The following is a 13,013-nucleotide window of genomic DNA, read 5'->3' on the forward strand; positions in this document are numbered from 1 at the left end:
TTTTTATGAGGTGCAGCGATGCCCGCACGGGCCGCCGTAGCGGACCGTGACAGGGGTTGCAGTGGTTCAGTGGCTGACGGCGGTGGCGGCGCCCAGGCCAGTCTGTGCGCGCACGAACTGGTCGTCGAAGGCGGCACGTTCGCGGGCTGCGCGGGCGCTGCGGTCGAGCCTGGACACAATCACCGTGACCAGGAACGCCAGCGGCATGGAAAACAGTGCCGGATGGTCATAGGGGTAGATCGCCTGGGCGTTGCCCAGCACCGACACCCACACCGCCGGCGACAGGATCACCAGCCCCAGCGCGGTGATCAGCCCGGCAAAGCCGCCGGCCAGCGCGCCGCGGGTGGTCAGGCCTTTCCAGTACATGGCCATGATCAGCACCGGGAAGTTGGTGGAGGCGGCGATACCGAAGGTCAGGCCCACCAGAAAGGCCACGTTCTGCTTCTCGAACAGGATGCCCAGCAGGATCGCGATGATGCCCAGGCCGACGGTGGCGATACGGGTCACGCGCATCTCGTCCTTTTCGCTGGCGGTGCCCTTTTTCCACACGGTGGCGTAGAGGTCATGGGAGATGGCCGACGCACCGGCCAGTGCCAGGCCAGACACCACCGCGAGAATGGTGGCGAAGGCCACCGCCGACAGGAAGCCCAGGAACAGGTTGCCGCCCACTGCCTTTGCAAGGTGCATGGCGACCATGTTGCCGCCACCGATCAGCGCGCCCTTGAGGTCGCCGTCCACGTAGAACTGCGGGTCGGTGCCGACGATGACGATGGCCGCGTAGCCCAGCACCATCACCACCAGAAAGAAGAAACCGATGAAGCCGGTGGCGTAGAACACCGACTTGCGTGCTTCCTTGGCGTTGGGCACGGTGAAAAAGCGCATCAGGATATGCGGCAGCCCGGCGATGCCGAACACCAGCCCCAGCGACAGCGACGCGGCGTTGATCGGGTCGGCCAGCATCGAGCCGGGGCCCATGATGCTCCAGCCTGTGCTGTGTACGTTCACTGCGCGACTGGCCAGGGTTTCCAGGCTGAAGCCGAACTCGGCCATGGCCAGCAGCGCCAGGGTGGTGCCACCGGCCAGCAACAGCACGGCCTTGATGATCTGCACCCAGGTGGTGGCGATCATGCCGCCGAAGATCACGTACACCAGCATCAGGGCGCCCACCACCATCACTGCGGTGCTGTAGTCCAGGCCGAACAGCAGCTTGATCAGTTGCCCGGCACCCACCATCTGCACCACCAGGTAGCAGCACACCACGGTCAGCGAGCCGAAGGCGGCGAAGGTGCGGATGCGGGTCTGGTCCAGGCGGTACGACACGATGTCGGCAAAGGTGTAGCGCCCCAGGTTGCGCAGGCGCTCGGCCATCAGGAAGGTGATGATCGGCCAGCCGACGAAGAACGCCACGGTGTAGATGAAGCCGTCGTAGCCCTTGGCGAACACCAGGCTCGACAGGCCCAGCAGGGTGGCCGCCGACATGTAGTCGCCGGCAATCGCCAGGCCGTTCTGGAAGCCGCTGATGCCGCCGCCGGCGGTGTAGAAGTCGGAGGTGGAGCGGGTCTGGCGCGCGGCCCACCAGGTGATCGCCAGGGTGCCCAGCACGAACACGAAGAACATCGCGATGGCGTGCAGGTTGACCGGTTGTTTGTCGGCCACCAGCGGCGCCGCGAAAGCCGCCGGGGTCAGCAGCAGGCTGCTCAGCACTAGCAGTGCGGTGCGGTTCATTTCGACTCCTCCAGTACCTGTGCGCTGAGGCTGTCGAAGCGGGTATTGGCGCTGCGCACGTACCAGCCGGTCAGCAGCCACGACAGCACGATCAGTGCCGAGGCCACGGGAATGCCGAGGGTCAGTTGGCGACCGTCCCCCAGCGGTGTGTGCAGCACCTGCGGGTAGAACGCCACCACCAGCATGAACAGGTAGTAGGCACCCAGCACTGCGGCGCTGAGTGACCAGGCCAGGCGCGATCGGGTGCGCACCAGTTGCTGGAATTTGGGGTTGGCGCGGATGCGGTCGCAACTCTGCGCGTGATCGGTTGGGGCGTGCGTCATGGGTGGGGCTCCTTTGTTGTTTTTATTGCCTGGGGCGGGCCATCGACTTTGTTGCGGGTGTGGGGCGTCAGGGCGGCGGGCAGGGCTCGCAGCCAGACGGTAAATGCTGTGGGGCAGGCGCCGGCGCGCCGCGATCAGGTCGCGGGGCGAGGTAACGTGCGCGGGGGTGAGCCGAGGTTGAGCAGGCTCGTACAGGCAGGGGCGAGGCCCTGGTGAGAATTCGACATGTGTGGCACCCGTTGGCTGATTGTTAGCTCTTGATGTCAGCTGCCCCCTTGTCGGTGGCGGCAGCGCAGATGGCTCCGGGCATCTTATATAACAATGTCGGGTTGTTATGGAAGTACTACCTGCGGTGTATGGTAATACTACTATACGTTGCGTCATAAAAAGCTTCGCCGGCAAGGCCGGCTCCTACATGATCACGGTAGGAGCCGGCCTTGCCGGCGAATGGCGTCGACGCGCTGTCGGAAAGATGCGCTCAGAACGCGAGCTTGTACCCGATCAGCAACAGCATCCCCGCCAGGCAAGGGCGCAGTACGTTGTCGGAAATGCGCCCGGTCAGGTGGCTGCCCAGGTAGATCCCGGGCAACGAGCCCAGCAGCAGGTAGCCCAGCAACGACCAGTCCATGTTGCCCATGCTCGCATGGCCCAGGCCGGCGACCAGGGTCAAAGGTACGGCGTGGGCGATCTCGGTGCCCACCAGGCGCCGGGTGACCAGGTACGGGTACAGCAGAAACAGCGCGACAGTGCCCAGGGCGCCCGCGCCAATCGAGGTCAGTGACACCATCACGCCCAGCACCACGCCAGTGACCACGGTAAGGGCGTTGAGGCTGCGTTCGCTGAGGTGGTAGCGGTCACCGGCGTGCTTGCTGGCAAACGCCTGCAACCGCGACTTGAACAGGATGGCCAGCGCCGTGAGGATCAGCACCACCGCCAGGCCCTGCTTGATCACGCCGTTGAGCGTCTGGGTGTCGGTATGCAGGGTGCTCAGAAACCACAGGGTCAAGGCCGCCGCTGGCACGCTGCCCATGGCCAGCAGCCCGGTGATCTTCCAGTCGATGTTCTTTTGCTTGCTGTGCACCCAGACGCCACTGGCCTTGGTGATGGCCGCATACAACAGGTCGGTGCCCACTGCAGTGGCCGGGTTGATGCCGAACCAGAGCAGGATCGGGGTCATCAACGAACCACCGCCAACGCCGGTCATGCCGACAATGAACCCAACAACCAGGCCTGCGATGGTGAAACCAAAAGAACCTACATCCATAAATACCTAAACACCCAGCGAGCCCGTGATCGGATGGCGCCAGCATAAAGGTTTTTTTATAGCCAAATAGACTTGTTCGTTATTAGTTTATAACCGTAACGCAGCAGGCCAGGGTGCCATCGACCGCCTGGGCGGCCGATGGGCGAGGGCGGGGGTCAGATCTTGAAGCTGTCTACCAGTTGCTTGAGGCGCCCGGCCTGACGCGCCAGGTCATCGCAGTGCTTGAGGGTGTCGTTGAGGTTGGCCACACCCTGCTGGTTGAGCACATTGATCTGGGTGATGTCCAGGTTCAGGCTCTCGACCACGGCGGTCTGTTCCTCGGTGGCGGCTGCTACCGACTGGTTCATGCCGTCGATCTCGCCAATGCGCATGGTCACGCTGGTCAGGCGTTCGCCGGCCTGGTTGGCGACCTGCACGCTCTGCTCGCTGGACACCTGGCTGGCGTTCATGTTGTGCACTGCCTCGCGCGACCCCACCTGCAGGGTGGTGATCATCTTGTGGATCTCTTCGGCCGATTCCTGGGTACGGTGCGCCAGGTTGCGCACTTCGTCGGCCACCACGGCAAAGCCGCGACCGGCTTCACCGGCCCGTGCTGCCTCGATGGCGGCGTTGAGTGCCAGCAGGTTGGTCTGCTGCGAGATGCCCTTGATCACGTCGAGGATCTGGCCGATGTCATCGGTGCTGGCGTTGAGGGTTTCGATCTGCTCGCACGACTCGCTGATCTTCTGCGACAGCGCCGTCATCGCGCTGATGGTCTCCTGCATCACCTGGCGACCATCGTTGGCCTGGTCGCTGGCACCGCTGGCATGTTGCGAGGCATCGGCGGCGTTGCGCGCGATCTCCTGGGTGGCGGCGCCCAGTTCGTTGATTGCAGCGGCCACGCTGTTGGTGCGCAGGCTCTGTTCCTCGGAGCCGATGATCGAGGCGTTGGAGGCGCTCATCACGCGTTCCGACAGGTCGTGCACCTGGCGGGTGGCCGAGGCCACTTCGGAAATCGATGCATGGATGCGCTCCACGAACTGGTTGAAGGCACCGGCCAGTTCGCCGAATTCATCCTTGTTTTCCACGGTCAGGCGCCGGGTCAGGTCGCCTTCGCCCTGGGCGATGTCCTGCATGGCGCGGCCCATGGTGGTGAGGGGGCGCATCAGCACCGGAATCAGCAGGCTCAGCAGGCCGGCGATGGCGGCCACGGCGATCAGCATGGCGATGATGGCCGAGGTGCGGAACTGGCTCAGCGGGGCGTAGGCCTTTGCCTTGTCGATGGACAGGCCGATGTACCAGTCGGCCGACGGCAGGCCGCTGACCGGGGCGAACGAGATGATCCGCTGTTCGCCGTTGAGGGTCACGTCGTGCAGGCCGGCGGCGACCTGCAGGTTGCTGCCGGGGTAGATGTCCTTGAGGTTCTTCATGGCCTGGTCGCTGTCCGGGCTGACGATCATCTGCCCGTCGCGGTCGACCAGGAAGGCGTGGCCGATACCGCCGAAGTCCACGGCATTGATGATGTCCACCAGGGTGGCCAGGCTCAGGTCGCCGCCCACCACGCCGACCAGTTCGCCGTTGCTCTTGACCGGCATCGCAATGGTCACCACCAGCCCGCCGACAGCCGCCAGGTAGGGTGGGGTGAGCATGGGTTTGCCGGCGGCGACAGCGGCGGTGTACCAGGGACGCTGGCGCGGGTCGTAGCCGTCGGGCATTTTTGCGTCCGGGCGCTGGGTGAACACGCCGTTGGTCTGGCCCACATAGGTGAACTGGAAGTTCGATGTGAAGGCGGGCTGGTCGACCAGCCCGGGGAAGTCGGCATTGGCGCCCTGATGGGCGATGTTCTGGGCCAGGTTTTCCAGCACCAGGATGCGCCCGCTCATCCAGTTCTGCACACTGCTGGCTGTCAGCGCGCCGGCCTGGTTGACCGACGATTCGATGTTCTGGCGGATGGTGTTGCGTTGCAGGTAATCGTTGTAGAGGGTGAACAGTGCAAAGGCCAGCACGACGACTGCGCCGGCGCTGAGCAGGATCTTGTGGCGAAATTTCAGGTTCATGTTTCGAGACCTTTAGCCAGATAGGGGAAGTGACGGCGTCACGGGTCGGAGCCTTGTGAGCACCGCCATCGTGAATTGCACGCGACTGACCTTTCAGGTATCGGCTGAAACCACGAAATATTTACGTACCATTTTGACGCGGGGTCAGTCGGCCAGGGCTGCGGTCTGTCTCAGCAACCTCACCAGCTCCTGGGCAGCGCGTTGCAGCGGCTGCTGCTTGAGCCAGAAGGCATGCACCGGCAGGCGCAGTTCATTGCGGGTGTTGCGAAAATCCAGTTGCACCAGTCGCCCGGCCTTGAGCAGCGGGGCAATGCGCGACAGCGGGAAGTCGCCCCAGCCAAGCCCGGCCTCGACCATCTCGATGGCCATGCTGAGGCTGTCGGTGCGCCAGTGCGAGGCACCGATCAGCACGCGGGGGTCGAGCATCGGCAAATCGCGGCTGGCCACCACGATCTGGCGCACGTTGACCAGGTCTTCGAGGTAGCGCACCTGCTCGCCCAGCGCGGGGTGATGGGGCGAGAGGGTGGCGGTCAGCGACTCCATGCCGACCTGTTCGAAGCGCTGGCGCGGGTCGACCGTCAGCCCGGCAAACGCCAGGCACAGCTGCACGCGACCCTCGTGCAGCAGGTGCAGCGCATCTTCCTGCGGGGCGCTGAGCACCTCCACCTGCAGCAGCGGGTGGCGCTGGCTGATCTGGCCGATGGCCTGGAACAGCGGCTGGTGATCGATGTCGGGCACCACGCCGATGGCCAGGGTGCTTTCCAGGCCCTGGGAAAGCTCGATGGCGTGCACCTGAAGCTGCGTCAGCTGGTCGGCGATCAGCCGGGCATGGGGCTCCAGCGCCAGAGCCAGCGGGGTGGGGCGGGTTTCACGGTGGGTACGCTCGAACAGGGCAAAGCCTAGCTCCGCCTCCAGGTTGGCGATGGCCATGCTGACTGCCGAGGGTACCCGCCCCAATGCCCGGGCGGCAGCCGAGAACGAGCCGCGGTCGAGCACCGCAAGAAACAGTTCGATAGTGTCGCTGGAAAAATTCATCAGCCTCTCCTTTCAGTAGATCTGATAGCTGCTGACTTTTTCTGTCAAGAAAATTGACGCATCCTGCCGGCCGAATTTGATTTGCCGAGGGGTGAAAAGGTGCAAGGTCTGAAACGCAAGCTGGTGTATGTAACGGCCTATGAAGGTATCGGGCTGTGCCTGTCGACACTCGGGCTGGCGCTGCTGTCCGGCACCGCGCCCAGCAACACCGGGCCGCTGGCCGTGATGATCACCACCATCGCGATGGTGTGGAATTTCATCTACAACACCCTGTTCGAGTACTGGGAGAGCCGCCAGGCCACACGGGGGCGCAGCGTGGCCCGGCGCGTGGCGCACGCGATCGGGTTCCAGCTGACCCTGGTGGTGTACCTGATCCCGCTGATTGCCTGGTGGCTGGGGATTTCGCTTTGGGAGGCCTTCGTGGTGGACCTGGCGTTCATCATCCTGATCCCCTGCTACACGTTCCTCTACAACTGGCTGTTCGATCGGGTGTTCGGGCTGCCGAGTTCGGCATCGGCACAGGTATCGCCCGCCGTGTAGGTCGTGCAGGCCCGCGATGCTTTGCTTCTGAGCGTCGGCTAGGCATAGAATGATAGGAATTCTCATTCGTACCCCCGGTCGCCCATGTCCACTCCCGATCCCGCGTTGCGCGAACAGGTCAGCCGTATCTATCAGGACCACCACCGCTGGTTGCAGGGCTGGCTGCGTCCGCGGGTGGCCTGTCGGCACCTGGCGGCCGACCTGATGCAGGACGTGTTCGTGCGGGTGCTCAGCGCCCCGGACGCCAGCGACCGGCTCGGCGCGGTACGCGAACCACGCGGCTACCTGGCCACCATCGCGCGGCGTTTGATGATCGACTACTTTCGCCGTGCCCGCCTCGAGCGGGCCTGGTTGCAGGCACTGGCCGAGCAGCCCGAAGCGGTGGAGATATCCGAGCAGGAGCGGCTGATCCTGCTGCAGACCCTGTGCGAGCTGGATGCCATGCTGGCGGGGCTCGGCCCGCGCATACGCCGGGCCTTTCTGCTGTCGCAGCTCGATGGCATGACCTACAGGCTGATCGGCGAGGAGCTGGGGGTTTCCGAGGTGACGGTCACCCGCTATATCGCCAAGGCCTTTCACCACTGTACGCTGTACAGCCTGCAAGCCGACACGTGACCCCATGGCTACTCTCGACCCTCTCCAGCGCGCCGCGCTGGAACAGGCTGCGCTTTGGCGCGCCCGCCTCAATGCTGATGCCGTGGATGATACCGACCGGCAAGCGTGGCAGACCTGGCTGGACGCCCACGACCAGCATCGCTGGGCCTGGCAACAGGTCGTCCAGGTTCAGCAGCGGCTTGGCCAGCTATCTGGCGGGCTGGCCGGGCGTACCCTGGACATCGCCGGGCAGCCTGCCGCGATCCCGCGGCGCGGCGTGCTCAAGGGCATACTGGTGCTGGCCGGCACCAGCGGCCTGGGCTGGGCCGGCTACCGAGAGCTGAGCAGCGGGCCGTGGACGGCGGACTACCATACCCGCGTCGGCAAGCGTCAGGCATTGACCCTGGCCGATGGCACCCGGCTCGAACTCAACACCGACACTGCCCTGGATGTGCGCTACGACAACCAGCAGCGCCTGCTGGTACTGCGCCAGGGCGAGGTGATGATCACCAGCGCCGCCGACAAGGCCGGGCGCCCGTTGCGGGTGCAGACCGTCAACGGCACCGTCGAGGCGCTGGGCACGCGCTTTCTGGTGCGCCGCGACAGCGACGCCAGCAGCACCCAACTGGCGGTGTACCAGGGCCAGGTGGGCGTGATGCCGCGCGATGGCATGGGGGGGGCGGTGGTCGACGCCGGGGATCAGGTGCGGTTTTCACACCCCAAGTTCGTGCTTGGCTCGCCACTGGAGCCCGACCGCGATGCCTGGCGCAGGGGGCTGCTGATTGCCAACGACCAGATGCTGGGGGTATTCATCGCCGAGCTGCGGCGTTATCGCCCCGGTTGGCTCAACTGTGCCAACGAGGTTTCCAGCCTGCGTATCAGCGGTACCTTCAAGCTCGACGACACCGAGCAGATTCTGCGCGCCATCGGCAAGACCCTGCCGGTGCGGGTCGAGCGGCGCACAAAATACTGGGTAAGCATCGAACCCCTCACCACCTGAAAAATATTTTTCGTAAATGATAGGTATTCGCTCCTTCGTTCGACTTCTAGGCATGCAGGCGTGATGGCCTGACTGCCAACCAGAAGAGAAAAGAACCGATGAATACCCGATCACCGGTCGCGGCAAGGCTGCGTACCACGCTGTTGTGCTCCACCCTGCTGTGGCCGCTGGCGATGCCGGGCATTGCGCACGCCGACAGCACCACACCGACCGAATACAACCTCGACCAGGGCGACCTGGGTCAGGTTCTGAACCGCTTCGCCGCCCAGGCCGGCGTGGTGCTGTCGTTCGCACCGAGCCTGACCGCGGGCAAGGCCAGCGCCGGCCTGCACGGGCGTTACAGTGTCGAGCAGGGCCTGCAGGCGTTGCTCGAGGGCAATGGCCTGATGGCCGTGCGTGAAGACGATGGGCGCTACAGCCTGGCACCGCTGCCGCAAACTGCCGGGGCGCTGAACCTGGGCGTGACCGAAGTCACCAGCAACCAGTTGGGTACCATCACCGAAGACAGCGGCTCCTACACGCCAGGCACCATCGCCACCGCCACACGGCTGGTGCTGACACCGCGCGAAACGCCACAGACCATCACCGTGCTCACCCGTCAGCACATGGACGATTTCGGGCTCAACAACATCGACGATGTGATGCGCCATACCCCGGGCATCACCGTGTCGGCCTTCGACAGCGACCGCACCAGCTACTATGCCCGCGGCTTCTCGATCAACAACTTCCAGTACGACGGCATCCCCTCGACGGCGCGCAACGTCGGCTATTCGGCCGGCAACACCTTGAGCGACATGGCCATCTATGACCGCGTGGAAGTGCTCAAGGGCGCTACCGGCCTGCTCACCGGCGCGGGGTCGCTGGGGGCCACGATCAACCTGGTGCGCAAGAAGCCGACTGCCGATTTCAAGGGGCATTTCACTCTGGGCGCCGGCAGCTGGGACAACTACCGCAGCGAACTCGACGTGGGCGGCCCGCTGACCGACAGCGGCAACGTGCGCGGCCGTGCGGTGGCGGCCTACCAGGACAAGCACTCGTTCATGGACCACTACCAGCGCAAGACCAACGTCTACTACGGCGTCCTCGAATTCGACCTGAGCCCGGACACCCTGCTCACCGTGGGCGGTGACTACCAGGACAACAAGCCGGAAGGCTCGAGCTGGTCGGGCAGCATTCCGCTGTTCGATGCCCAGGGCAACCGCAACGACCTGCCACGCCACTTCAACAACGGCGCCAAGTGGAGCCACTGGAACCAGTACACCCGCACCGTGTTTGCCAGCCTGGAGCATCACCTGGCCAACGGCTGGGTTGCCAAGGCGCAGCTGGACCACAAGATCAACGGCTATGACGCGCCGCTGGGCTCGATCCAGGGTTACTACCCGCGCGCCGACGGCACCGCCAGCCTCTATTCGGCCAAATACACGGGCGAGACGGTGAGCAATTCGGCCGACCTCTACGCCAGCGGGCCGTTCGAGCTGCTGGGGCGTGAGCACGAACTGGTGATCGGTACCTCGTTTGCCCAGTCCCACTGGGAAGGCAAGGGCTGGTGGAGCGCCAGATACCCCAATGGCAACTCCGTCGACTACGGCAGCTGGAACGGCAACACCCCCGAACCGGACTGGGGGGAGCAGACCCAGACCGTGGATGACCGCGTGCGTCAGACCGGCACCTACGTGACCACCCGCCTGCACCCCACCGACGATCTGACGCTGCTGCTCGGTGCACGCCTGGCCAACTACCGCATCAACGGCGTGACCGCCAACGGCCGCGAGGACGATCGCCTGCTGCCCTACCTGGGGGCGGTGTACGACCTCAATGACTACCTGTCGCTGTATGCCAGCTACACCGATATCTTCATGCCGCAGGATGCCTGGTACCGCGACCGCAACAACCGCCTGCTCGACCCGGATGAAGGGCAGAACTACGAGGTGGGCCTGAAGGGTGAGTTCCTGGACGGGCGCCTGAATGCGAGCCTGGCGTATTTCGAGATTCACCAGAGCAGCCGGGGCGAAGAGGACCGGGCCTACAACGGCAACCCGACCAACCCGGCGGTCGAGTATGCCTACGAAGGCATCAAGGCCAAGACCAAGGGTTATGAGGCAGAGATCTCCGGCGAACTGGCCGAGGGCTGGCAACTGCAAGGGGGTTACACCCACAAGGTGATCCGCGATGACCAGGGCAAGAAGGTGTCGACCTGGGAGCCCGAGGACCAGGTCAGTTTCTACACCAGCTACAAGCTCAAGGGGGCGCTCGACCGCTTGACCATCGGTGGCGGTGCGCGTTGGCAGGGCAAGGGCTGGCAGGTGTTGTCGAACAACGTCAAGAAGCGCGACGAGGAGTTTGCCCAGGACCCTTACTGGCTGGTGGACCTGATGGCGCGTTACCAGATCAGCGAGCAGCTGTCGGCCACGCTGAACGTCAACAACGTGTTCGACAAGGCCTACTTCACCAATATCGGCTTCTACAACTCGGCCTCTTATGGCGACCCGCGCAACGTGATGGTGACCACTCGCTGGGACTTCTGAGGCCAGCGTGCCGAGGTATCAGGCCTGCCGTTGGGCGAGGCAGGCCTGGTGGATCGCGTCCCAGCATTCCTGGCTCCACAGGCGGATCCAGGTGGCGGCCCACAGGCGGTCCCAGTGCCGGCGCAACGGGTTGCGTCGGCGCGACTCCAGCAGCTCTTCGATTTCTTCGTTGAGCGATACCGGCTCGAAACCGGTCCATACCGGTGGTACCGGCGCCACGATGTTGTAGTAGCAGACCGGCGCGACTTCCTCGTAGAAGATGCGCTTGAGCTCGGCCAGGTCGAAGGGTTCGAGTTCGCGGGCGATCCAGGCGTAGTCCACCCAGCTGTCGACGAACGACTCGGAGAGCAGGGCGCGGACGTTGTGGCGTTGTTCTGGGGTCACGGGGCGGGCTCTTGTGGGGATGCCCGATGCTGCGCGGTTTGTCGTTGGCAGGTCAAGCGCAGCAAGACCCTTCGCCGGCAAGGTCGGCTCCTGCACAACACCTCCTGCAGGAGCCGGCCTTGCCGGCGAAAGGCGCACCGCCATTCTCAATCCAGGCTCAGCTTGGCCTCGATGCGGTCCAGGTGCTGGTGCATCAACTGCAGCGCCGCCTCGCTGTCGCCGTCCTCCAGTGCGTCCACCAGGGCTGCATGTTCCTGCCAGGCGCAGTGTTCGCAAGGCTGGGTCTCGTACTGGGCAATGATCAGCGACGTCATGGGCACCAGCCCGTTGAGAAACCGCGTCAACGGGGCATTGTCGGCCATCTCCGCCAGCTTCAGGTGAAACTCGCCCCCCAGACGAATCGCCGTGCACCGATGGCCCTGCTCGTGGTGCTTGCGCTCGCGGGCAATCAGCTCGCGCAACTGGCGGATGCGTGGGGCACTGGTGCGCCGCGCCGCCAGCCCGATCAGCGTGGTTTCAGCCAGGCGCCGGGCACTGAGCACCTGGCGCGCCTGCTGCGGGTCGGGTGCGGCCAGCCGGGCGGTGTGCGCCGGGCGTTGGACCACCACCTGCTGGTCGGACAGGCGCCCCAGCACGCGGCGGATCACCGTGCGGCTCACGCCGAAGGCCTGGCCCAGCGCCTGCTCGGTCAGCGCGGTACCTGGCGCCAGGCGCTGTTCGAGGATCGCATCGAACAGGCGCGGGTAGATCTCGTCAGCGCTCAGGCGCTGCTCGCCGGCCGCCAGCAGCGCGGGCAGGGCGATCGCGGACGGGGTAGCAGGGCAGGCGTTCATGGTCGCTCTCCTGGTCAGTTGCCCGGGTGTTCATCCGGAATGGTCAATTCGATGCCCATGCGCAGGCCTTCCTGCAGAATGTGCCGGCGCATCTGCGCACTGGCCTGGGCGCTGTCCTTGTTGCGGATGGCGCGCACCACCGCCTCGTTCTCTTCCAGGCGCGCGGCCAGGTGCTCGGGCGAGTTGTGCAGCACCTGGGCGCTCTGCTTGAGGGCATTGCTGGTCTGCTGCACCACACTCTGGAAAATCGGGTTGGCGGTCAGTGCGAACAGCTCTTCGTGAAATGCCAGGTAGGCGCGCACCCCGGCTTCGCTGTCGCAGGCCTCCAGGGCCTCGCGCATGTCCATCAGGGTCAGGCGCAACTGGCCGATTTCCTTGCTGCTGACCGACTGCGCCACTAGCCCGACAATGAACGGCTCCAGCGTGTAACGCAGCTGCAGTACGTCCTCCAGGCTGGCTCCGGCCACGGCCGCGGGGGCCTGTACCAGCTCCTGGGTACCGGGGTCGAGCACCAGCACTCCCTTGCCTGGCATGGAACGCACCAGGCCGAGGGTCTCCAGCACCGTGACCGCCTCGCGCAGGCTTGGCCGGCTGATGCCCAGTTGCTCGGCCAGTTCTCGCTGACCCGGGAGCATCTCGCCCGAGCGCCACTGGCCACGGGCCAGTGCCTGGCGCAGTTTCTCCACTACCGCATTCACTACCGTCGATGAGGTAATCACTGTTTGCTCCCTGAAAACACATGCATACGTCGTTG

At 64.8% G+C, this 13,013-nt stretch carries 12 protein-coding genes; 4 read left to right on the forward strand and 8 right to left on the reverse strand.

The window, feature by feature from the left end; all coding sequences use genetic code 11:
• Positions 1 to 66: 66 nt before the first annotated feature.
• The 5 genes from DN388_RS07910 to DN388_RS07930 form a co-directional block, all read right to left on the reverse strand.
• Complete coding sequence (locus DN388_RS07910) at positions 67 to 1,725, reverse strand: cation acetate symporter (RefSeq protein ID WP_058541320.1); 1,659 nt, start codon at positions 1,723 to 1,725, stop codon at positions 67 to 69.
• On the reverse strand, positions 1,722 to 2,048 hold the full coding sequence (locus DN388_RS07915) for a DUF485 domain-containing protein (protein ID WP_043864525.1): 327 nt from the start codon (positions 2,046 to 2,048) through the stop codon (positions 1,722 to 1,724). Before DN388_RS07915 ends, DN388_RS07910 begins: the two co-directional genes overlap by 4 nt.
• Before the next feature lie 478 nt (positions 2,049 to 2,526).
• Positions 2,527 to 3,312, reverse strand: a complete 786-nt coding sequence (locus tag DN388_RS07920) for a sulfite exporter TauE/SafE family protein (RefSeq protein ID WP_043864524.1) — start codon at positions 3,310 to 3,312, stop codon at positions 2,527 to 2,529.
• 155 nt (positions 3,313 to 3,467) lie between these two features.
• Positions 3,468 to 5,348, reverse strand: a complete 1,881-nt coding sequence (locus tag DN388_RS07925) for a methyl-accepting chemotaxis protein (RefSeq protein WP_254998473.1) — start codon at positions 5,346 to 5,348, stop codon at positions 3,468 to 3,470.
• Between the two features lie 144 nt (positions 5,349 to 5,492).
• Entirely contained in the window at positions 5,493 to 6,383 is an 891-nt protein-coding gene (locus DN388_RS07930; RefSeq protein ID WP_254998475.1) for a LysR family transcriptional regulator, read from the reverse strand.
• A gap of 99 nt (positions 6,384 to 6,482) precedes the next feature.
• Between DN388_RS07930 and DN388_RS07935 the strand changes: the two genes are divergently transcribed.
• From DN388_RS07935 to DN388_RS07950, 4 genes are all read left to right on the forward strand, one after another.
• Positions 6,483 to 6,923 carry a PACE efflux transporter gene (locus DN388_RS07935; RefSeq protein ID WP_043864659.1) on the forward strand — a complete coding sequence of 147 codons (441 nt, stop codon included), beginning with the start codon at positions 6,483 to 6,485 and terminating at the stop codon, positions 6,921 to 6,923.
• Between the two features lie 84 nt (positions 6,924 to 7,007).
• Entirely contained in the window at positions 7,008 to 7,538 is a 531-nt protein-coding gene (locus tag DN388_RS07940) for a sigma-70 family RNA polymerase sigma factor (protein WP_054915299.1), read from the forward strand.
• 4 nt (positions 7,539 to 7,542) lie between these two features.
• Positions 7,543 to 8,517, forward strand: a complete 975-nt coding sequence (locus DN388_RS07945) for a FecR domain-containing protein (RefSeq protein ID WP_043864520.1) — start codon at positions 7,543 to 7,545, stop codon at positions 8,515 to 8,517.
• Positions 8,518 to 8,690: 173 nt separating this feature from the next.
• Positions 8,691 to 11,042, forward strand: coding sequence for a TonB-dependent siderophore receptor (locus DN388_RS07950; RefSeq protein WP_254999524.1), 2,352 nt, complete (start codon positions 8,691 to 8,693; stop codon positions 11,040 to 11,042).
• Between the two features lie 18 nt (positions 11,043 to 11,060).
• Here the strand turns inward: DN388_RS07950 and DN388_RS07955 are convergent, their stop codons facing one another.
• The 3 genes from DN388_RS07955 to DN388_RS07965 form a co-directional block, all read right to left on the reverse strand.
• Entirely contained in the window at positions 11,061 to 11,426 is a 366-nt protein-coding gene (locus tag DN388_RS07955; protein ID WP_254998481.1) for a hypothetical protein, read from the reverse strand.
• A 146-nt stretch (positions 11,427 to 11,572) separates the two neighbouring features.
• Positions 11,573 to 12,259 (reverse strand): GntR family transcriptional regulator, encoded by a 687-nt coding sequence (locus DN388_RS07960; protein WP_043864518.1) that lies wholly within the window; start codon positions 12,257 to 12,259, stop codon positions 11,573 to 11,575.
• Between the two features lie 14 nt (positions 12,260 to 12,273).
• Entirely contained in the window at positions 12,274 to 12,978 is a 705-nt protein-coding gene (locus DN388_RS07965) for a FadR/GntR family transcriptional regulator (protein ID WP_043864517.1), read from the reverse strand.
• Between the last annotated feature and the right edge of the window lie 35 nt (positions 12,979 to 13,013).

The sequence above is a fragment of the Pseudomonas sp. S12(2018) genome (assembly GCF_024355235.1).
GTDB classification, from domain to species: domain Bacteria; phylum Pseudomonadota; class Gammaproteobacteria; order Pseudomonadales; family Pseudomonadaceae; genus Aquipseudomonas; species Aquipseudomonas palmensis.

Excerpts from the sequence above, each read along its gene's own strand:
- DN388_RS07910 (WP_058541320.1), bottom strand. The coding sequence starts at position 1,725 with ATGAACCGCACCGCACTGCTAGTGCTGAGCAGCCTGCTGCTGACCCCG.
- DN388_RS07915 (WP_043864525.1), bottom strand. The coding sequence starts at position 2,048 with ATGACGCACGCCCCAACCGATCACGCGCAGAGTTGCGACCGCATCCGC.
- DN388_RS07920 (WP_043864524.1), bottom strand. The coding sequence starts at position 3,312 with ATGGATGTAGGTTCTTTTGGTTTCACCATCGCAGGCCTGGTTGTTGGG.
- DN388_RS07925 (WP_254998473.1), bottom strand. The coding sequence starts at position 5,348 with ATGAACCTGAAATTTCGCCACAAGATCCTGCTCAGCGCCGGCGCAGTC.
- DN388_RS07930 (WP_254998475.1), bottom strand. The coding sequence starts at position 6,383 with ATGAATTTTTCCAGCGACACTATCGAACTGTTTCTTGCGGTGCTCGAC.
- DN388_RS07940 (WP_054915299.1), top strand. The coding sequence starts at position 7,008 with ATGTCCACTCCCGATCCCGCGTTGCGCGAACAGGTCAGCCGTATCTAT.
- DN388_RS07945 (WP_043864520.1), top strand. The coding sequence starts at position 7,543 with ATGGCTACTCTCGACCCTCTCCAGCGCGCCGCGCTGGAACAGGCTGCG.
- DN388_RS07950 (WP_254999524.1), top strand. The coding sequence starts at position 8,691 with ATGCCGGGCATTGCGCACGCCGACAGCACCACACCGACCGAATACAAC.
- DN388_RS07960 (WP_043864518.1), bottom strand. The coding sequence starts at position 12,259 with ATGAACGCCTGCCCTGCTACCCCGTCCGCGATCGCCCTGCCCGCGCTG.